At 67.5% G+C, this 6,903-nt stretch carries 5 protein-coding genes and 1 pseudogene; all 6 read left to right on the top strand.

Annotated elements, in window-relative coordinates; all coding sequences use genetic code 11:
- Positions 1–994, top strand: a pseudogene (locus C5H89_RS18805) (hypothetical protein); the annotation flags it as partial.
- Between the two features lie 188 nt (positions 995–1,182).
- Positions 1,183–2,775 carry an ABC transporter substrate-binding protein gene (locus C5H89_RS03830; protein WP_205304839.1) on the top strand — a complete coding sequence of 531 codons (1,593 nt, stop codon included), beginning with the start codon at positions 1,183–1,185 and terminating at the stop codon, positions 2,773–2,775.
- Positions 2,776–2,870: 95 nt separating this feature from the next.
- Entirely contained in the window at positions 2,871–3,881 is a 1,011-nt protein-coding gene (locus C5H89_RS03825) for an ABC transporter permease (protein ID WP_104105716.1), read from the top strand.
- Positions 3,874–4,821 (top strand): ABC transporter permease, encoded by a 948-nt coding sequence (locus tag C5H89_RS03820; RefSeq protein WP_205304838.1) that lies wholly within the window; start codon positions 3,874–3,876, stop codon positions 4,819–4,821. The genes C5H89_RS03825 and C5H89_RS03820 overlap by 8 nt, the downstream gene beginning before the upstream one ends.
- A gap of 67 nt (positions 4,822–4,888) precedes the next feature.
- Positions 4,889–5,884, top strand: a complete 996-nt coding sequence (locus tag C5H89_RS03815) for an ABC transporter ATP-binding protein (protein WP_104105714.1) — start codon at positions 4,889–4,891, stop codon at positions 5,882–5,884.
- A complete protein-coding gene (locus tag C5H89_RS03810) occupies positions 5,844–6,890 on the top strand; it encodes a dipeptide ABC transporter ATP-binding protein (RefSeq protein WP_275887098.1) in 1,047 nt (348 codons plus the stop codon). Before C5H89_RS03815 ends, C5H89_RS03810 begins: the two co-directional genes overlap by 41 nt.
- The last annotated feature ends 13 nt before the right edge of the window (positions 6,891–6,903 follow it).

Raw genomic sequence — 6,903 nt, 5'->3', positions numbered from 1 at the left:
GCACGGGCTGCGGCACCTGGTGGCCCGGGTCGAGGCCGGGGACGCGGTCTATGTGGAGGCGATGGTGGCCCGGGTCGCAGAGATCCTCGCCACCCAGCACGCCCAGACAGCCACCCAGACAACCGACCAGGCAGCCACCCAGGCTGGGACAGCCGGGGCTGCGTCACGGCCCAGCCGTGACGAGCTCCGGGCCGAGGCCCTGGGATGGCTGGCCCGTCCCGCGGAGCTGCTCCAGCTCCTCCTCGAACACACCACCCCCGACCAACCCGACCAGCCCGGCCAGCCCGAGCCCACCGACCCCACCGACCCCCAGGACCCCCAGGACCCCCAGGACGGCCCCGGCCTGAGCCGGGCGTTGGCGTTCCCCGCGGACCTGCTCACCGCGCTGCGCAGCATCGACCCCACCCGGCTGCGCCCCGCCGCGGTGCTCTACCTCCACCTCACCGACCACACCCTGGCCCACCCCGAGACCGGGGTGGCCCGCATCGAGGACCACGGCCCGGCCCTGGCCACCCAGGTGGCCACCTGGCTGACCCACACCCACCTCACCGTCAAACCCGACATCGACCTCGCCGAGACCATCACCAGCACCGCCTACGAACACTCCCCAGGCCTCAAGGAACGCATCCGGCTCCTGGTCGGCGCCCGCGACACCTTCCCCTGGGCCACCGGAGGCAGCAGAGGCCTCGACCACGACCACCCCACCCCCTACCGCCACAGCACACCACCCGGCCAGCCACCGGATCAGCCACCCCAGACCGGCACCCACAACTGCGCACCACTGTCCCGACGCCACCACCGGTGGAAGACCCACGCCGGGTTCCGCTCCCGTCAGGTCGCCCCGGCGACCTACGCCTGGACCACTCCCCACGGCCACCACTACCTCGTCGGGCCCCACGGCACCCGACCCCTCACCGACCGCCAGGGCCAGCGCTACCGCGACGCCACCGGCGCCGAGCTGCACCTGATCAACCACCACCTGGCTCCCGGCTGACCCACTAGCCGCTACGCGAACCCGGGAGGGCCTGGCGCGTCGCTCCGGCATCGGTGCAGTTACAAGTCGATAACACCCTCTCGTTCTTTTTGCGTTTCGGTGACATGGTGACCACCGGGACGAACACGTCCTGACCGTGCGCCGGGAACGGCGTTCCAGATGGAGGCAATATGCGAAGGACAGCAAGCGTGAGGCTCGCGGCAGCAGTCGCGGCACTCGGAATGCTCACTGCGGCCTGTGGGGGATCGGACTCGGACGACGACAACGGCGACTCCGCCGCGGCGACCGGCGGCGATCTGCGCATCTACAGCTCGGAGCCGGCCTTCCTGGTTCCCACCGCGGCAGACGACGAGCCGTCGATCTTCGTGGTCCGCCAGATGTACCGCGGCCTGGTGAAGTACAACCAGGACGGCGAGCCCGAGATGGACATCGCCGAGTCGATCGAGTCCGATGACAACAAGACCTGGACCGTCACGCTGAAGGATGGCTACACCTTCACCAACGGCGAGCCCGTCGACGCTGACTCCTTCCTGCGCGCCTGGAACTACGCCGGCAACGTGAACAACGCGCAGAACAACTCCTACTTCATGAACCGCATCGCCGGTTTCGACGAGATGCAGAAGGAGGGCGTCAAGAAGGACGCCACCTTCTCCGGTCTGAAGAAGGTCGACGACTCCTCCTTCACCATCGAGCTGTCCAGCCCGTTCTCGGGCTTCGTCTCGGTGCTGGGCTACTCCGGGTTCTTCCCGGTCGCCCAGGAGTGCCTCGACGACTTCGACGCCTGCAACTCGGCCCCCATCAGCAACGGTCCCTACAAGATCGACGGCGAGTGGGAGAACAACGTCCAGATCAAGCTCACCCGCAACGAGGACTACGCGGGCGAGGACAAGGGCAAGCCTGACAACCTCATCTACCGCATCTTCGACGACGTCGACACCGCGTACGCGGCGTTCGAGGGCGGCGAGCTCGACGTGATGTACACCGTCCCGCCGAACAAGATCTCCGAGGTCGAGCAGAACTACGGCGACACCCTGCTCAAGGAGCCGAGCTCCAGCTTCACCTACCTGGGTCTGCCGACCTACGACAAGCGCTTCCAGGACAAGAAGCTCCGTCAGGCGCTCTCCATGGCGATCGACCGCGAGTCGATCATCAACGCCATCTTCGACGGCTCCCTCGCGGCCGCCACCGGCTTCGTCGCGCCGAACTTCGACGGTGCTCGCGAGGGCATCTGCGAGTTCTGTGAGTACGACCCCGACGCCGCCAAGGCTCTGTACGACGAGTCCGAGGGCATCACGGGTCCCGTGGAGCTGTGGGCCAACGGTGGTGCCGGTCACGAGGAGTGGCTGCAGGCCATCGGTGACGGCTGGAAGAGCACGCTCGGCATCGACTACAAGCTGAAGGTCGACGTGAACGACTTCGGTGCGTACCTCAAGATCGCCGACGACAAGAAGTTCACCGGTCCGTACCGCCTCGGCTGGGGCCCGGACTACCCGGTGATGGAGACCTACCTGGCGCCGCTGTACACGACCGGCGCGAGCAGCAACAACTCCGGCTACGCCAACGCGACGTTCGACGACCTGATCAAGCAGGGCGACGGCGCCGACACCCTCGAGGACGCGATCCCGTTCTACCAGCAGGCGGAGGACCTTCTCGCCGAGGACATGCCGGTCATCCCCATGTGGTGGGGTCTGACCACCGTGGTGTGGAGCGACAACGTGACCGAGATGGTGCACAACCCGATCACGGACGTGGACTACGGCCAGCTCTCGATGAGCAGCTGACGATAGTTCGCACCATCCGGCTGGCCTAGTGGTGGCGGCGGCTCCCCTCGCGGGGGCCGTCGCCACCACGAGCCGCTCTCGAGGAGGATCCCCGCGTGGGACGTTACGTCATTCGGCGCCTGCTCCAGTTCATCCCGACTGTCCTGGGCGCCATCTTTCTGCTGCACTACCTGACATCGTTGAGCATCCAGCTCACCGGCAACCCGGTTCGGGCCCTCTTCGGCGACCGACGCCCCAGTGAGGCGCAGATGAGCGCCATGGCCGACTCGCTCGGCCTCGGGGACGAGTGCCTGACGCGGGTCGGCGACCCGTGCATCGGCCTCTACTTCGAGCGCCTCAACAACATCTTCCTGCACTTCGACCTGGGCACGAACTTCACCAGGCGCCCGGTGACCGACATCATCTCCGACGGCCTCAGCTACACCGTGAAGGTCGTGGTCATCGCGATCGTGTTCGAGGTCATCGTCGGCGTCGCAGCCGGCGTCCTCGCCGGCCTCCGCTCTGGCAGCTTCTTCGACTACCTGGTCAAGATCAGCACCGTGCTCGTGATCTCGGTGCCCGTCTTCGTCCTGGGCTTCGTGGTCCGTGACCTGTTCCTGGTCAAGGTGGGCAACTGGTTCCGCGACAGCGGGGACTGGCCAGACTGGTTCGCCTTCGGAGTGCTGAGCCCCGTCTACAAACCTGACTACCCCTGGGCCAGTCTCATCATCCCCGGCATCGTGCTGGGGGCGGTCTCGCTGGCCGCCACCGCCCGCCTGACCCGGACGAGCATCCTGGAGAACATCCGGGCCGACTACGTCCGGACCGCTCGGGCCAAGGGCCTGCCGGAGAAGCGAGTCATCGGCGTGCACACGCTGCGCAACTCGCTGATCCCGGTCGTCACCTACGTCGGTGTCGACTTCGGCACCTTGATGGGTGGTGCCATCATTACGGAAGGGATCTTCGGTGTGCCGGGGATCGGTCGAGAGATCTTCCGTGCCGTCACCCAGCACCAGCCGTCGGTCGTTCTCGGCATCGTCACGGTGCTGGTCCTGGTCTTCCTGGTGGTGAACCTCCTGGTCGACATCCTGTACGCCGTTCTCGATCCGAGGATCCGCTATGACTGACCCGTCCCTGACCCCTCCGACCATGTCGCCCGCGCTGGAGTCGCCCACGTTGGGCACGGGTCCGGAAGAGGTGACGCGCGCGTCGCAGGAGGGCAAGCCCAGCAGCCTCTGGGGAGACGCTCGACGTCAGCTGGTGCGCAGCCCCGTCTTCATGCTGTCGCTGCTCTACCTGCTCGTGGTGACCTCCATGGCCGTCTTCCCCAAGCTGTGGACCAGTCAGGACCCGTTCAACTGCTCGATCAGCCAGTCGCGACAGCCACCCACCGATGGTCACCCGTTCGGCTTCAACCTGCTGGGCTGCGACTACTACGCGCACGCGATCTACGGGGCGCGCCCGTCGCTCTCGATCGCGGTCGTCGCCACCGGCGCCGTGATCCTGATCGGTGGCGCCATCGGCCTGCTGTCGGGCTTCTTCGGTGGCTGGCTGGACGCGATCCTGTCCCGCGTCACCGACATCTTCCTGGCGCTGCCGTTCCTCCTCGGCGCCCTGGTGGTGCTGGCGATGGTGAGCTCGCGCAACATCTGGACGGTGGCCATGGTGCTGACCGTGCTGGGTTGGACCGTGATCGCGCGGATCCTGAGAGGTAGCGTCATCGAGGCGCGCAACCTCGACTACGTGCAGGCGGCCAGAGCGCTGGGTGCAACCAACAGCAGGATCATGTTCAAGCACATCTTGCCCAACACGCTCGCCCCCGTGGTCGTCTACGCGACGATCATGCTCGGCAGCTTCGTGAGCGCCGAGGCGACGCTGACGTTCCTCGGGGTCGGGCTCCAGCCGCCCTCGGCATCGTGGGGCGTGATGATCAACATGCACCAGCAGTACTTCGACACCGACCCCTGGCTGCTGCTGTTCCCGGTCGGCCTGCTGGTGGGGACGGTCCTGTCGTTCATCCTCGCGGGCGACGCACTTCGCGACGCCCTCGACCCGAAGCTCCAGTGAGGGACCGATGACTGATCACAACAAAGAGGTGCTGAGCCAGGACGGCTCGGTTTCCCAAGGTGGGCAGATGCTGCAGGAGGCGGCTCCACTGGAGGTCAAGGACCTGCACGTGGAGTTCCGGACCCGGGCCGGCGTCGCGAACGCTGTCAACGGCGTGAGCTTCCGGGTCGACCAGGGTGAGACCCTGGCGATCCTCGGGGAGTCGGGCTGTGGCAAGAGCGTGACCGCCCAGGCCGTGATGGGGATCTTGGAGTCGCCCCCGGCGGCCATCACCGGAGGCCAGATCCTCTACCGCGGCACTGACCTGCTGACCCTGCCCGCGGACGAGCGCCGCCACCACCGGGCCAACAACATCGCGATGATCTTCCAGGACGCGCTCTCCGCGCTGAACCCGGTCTTCACCGTGGGCTACCAGCTCGGCGAGCTCTTCCGGGTCCACCGGGGTCTGTCGCGCAAGGACGCCAAGGCCCGCGCCATCGAGATGCTGGACCTGGTCAAGATCCCTGCGGCCAAGCAGCGGGTCTCGGACTTCCCGCACCAGTTCTCCGGCGGCATGCGCCAGCGCGTGATGATCGCGATGGCGCTGGCGCTCGACCCCGACGTGCTGATCGCCGACGAGCCGACCACGGCCCTGGACGTCACCGTGCAGGCCCAGATCATGAAGCTGCTCGCCGAGCTCCGCGACGAGCGCAAGATGTCGCTGGTGCTCATCACCCACGACATGGGTGTGGTGGCGGACGTGGCCGACAAGATCTCGGTGATGTACGCCGGACGAGTCGTCGAGCACGCCCCGGTCTTCGACATCTACGCGCGTCCGTCCCACCCGTACACCAAGGCCCTGCTCGAGTCGATCCCGCGCCTGGACCGCAAGGGCCAGGACCTGGCGGTCATCGGGGGCCTGCCCCCGGCGTTGACCAACATCCCGCCGGGGTGCCCGTTCAACCCCCGCTGCGCCTATGCCCGCGACGTCTGCCGTCAGGACCCGCCGCCGCCGGAGTACGCCGTCGCAGTGCAGCACACGAGTGCCTGCCACTTCTGGAAGGAGGTCCGCGAAGGTGAGTGAAATCGTCCTCGAGACCCACGACCTGGTCAAGCACTTCCCGTTGACCCAGGGGATCCTGTTCAAGCGTCAAGTAGGGGCCGTGCAGGCCGTCGACGGCGTCAACATCGAGCTCCGCCGGGGGGAGACCCTCGGCATCGTCGGCGAGTCCGGCTGCGGCAAGTCGACCCTGGCCAAGCTGCTCACCGGCCTGGAGACGCCCACCTCGGGCTCCATCGTGGTCAACGGCACGGACCTGTCGACCCTCTCCCAGGAGCAGGTGCGCAAGGCGCGTCGCGACATCCAGATGGTGATGCAGGACCCGTACACGTCCCTGAACCCCCGGATGACCGTCGGCGACATCATCGGCGAGCCCTTCGAGATCCACACCGACGTCGCGCCCAAGGGGGATCGGCGCGCGAAGGTCCGCGAGCTCGTCGACCTGGTGGGCCTCAACCCCGACCACATCAACCGCTACCCCCACCAGTTCTCCGGGGGTCAGCGGCAGCGCATCGGCATCGCCCGGGCGCTGGCGCTGCGGCCGGCCATCATCGTCTGCGACGAACCCGTCAGCGCGCTCGACGTCTCGGTGCAGGCGCAGGTGATGAACCTGCTGGAGCGGCTCCAGGGCGAGTTCGACCTGTCCTACATCTTCATCGCCCACGACCTCTCGGTGGTGCGCCACATCGCCGACCGGGTGGGCGTGATGTACCTGGGCAAGGTGATGGAGGTCGGCACCGACTCCGAGATCTACGAGCACCCCACCCACCCCTACACCCAGGCGCTGCTCTCGGCCGTGCCCGTGCCCGACCCGACGTTGCGCGGGATGCGCGACGAGATCGTGCTGGAGGGGGACGTGCCCTCGCCGGCCGACCCGCCGTCGGGCTGCCGGTTCCGCACCCGGTGCTGGAAGGCACAGGACATCTGCGCCGAAGAGGTGCCGCTGCTGATCCCGCGTCCGGGGCACCCCCACCCCAGCGCCTGCCACTTCGCCGAGGAGCGCGACGTGGTCCACGCGACCGAGGTCTGAGTCGAGCGCCGGG

Source organism: Nocardioides sp. 616 (assembly GCF_002930065.1).
Lineage (GTDB): Bacteria > Actinomycetota > Actinomycetes > Propionibacteriales > Nocardioidaceae > Nocardioides > Nocardioides houyundeii.
The sequence above is the reverse complement of the archived record's forward strand: the minus strand, read 5'-3'. Positions and strand labels throughout refer to the sequence as shown.

What these genes read in the sequence shown, in the direction of transcription:
- C5H89_RS03815 (WP_104105714.1), top strand. Translation starts at nt 4,889, where the DNA reads ATGCTGCAGGAGGCGGCTCCACTGGAGGTCAAGGACCTGCACGTGGAG.
- C5H89_RS03820 (WP_205304838.1), top strand. Translation starts at nt 3,874, where the DNA reads ATGACTGACCCGTCCCTGACCCCTCCGACCATGTCGCCCGCGCTGGAG.